This window comes from Paraburkholderia sp. BR10937 (assembly GCF_040965695.1).
Taxonomy (GTDB): domain Bacteria; phylum Pseudomonadota; class Gammaproteobacteria; order Burkholderiales; family Burkholderiaceae; genus Paraburkholderia.
The window spans coordinates 1-255 of record NZ_JBFRCL010000215.1 but is presented as its reverse complement, the minus strand read 5'-3'; the positions used below and the strand labels follow the sequence as shown (position 1 = coordinate 255).

Here is a 255-nt window from a genome sequence, read left to right as displayed (position 1 = left end):
TGCACGATCGCCGGGGTGCCGGTCGTCCCCAGGAACGGCATCGCCGGGAAGATCGCGCCGACCGCAAACAGGAGAAACGAAAATCCCGCTGCAGTCCACGGATTGCCACCGAGTTCCGCCGGGTCCAGCCCGAGTTCCTCACGCGTGAGCGCGTCCAGTGCCTTGTCCTTGTCGCGCATGATCTGTGCTGCCACGCGCTTCGCTTCGTCGCGCTCCAGGCCTTTGGCGCGGTAGATGAGCCTCAGTTCATGCTCC

1 protein-coding gene is annotated in these 255 nt (G+C 65.1%); it reads right to left on the bottom strand.

Features of this window, described 5'->3' with window-relative positions; translation table 11 throughout:
- Window positions 1-255: VIT1/CCC1 transporter family protein (locus AB4Y44_RS42715; protein WP_368702848.1), on the bottom strand; the 255-nt coding region annotated here is incomplete at both ends.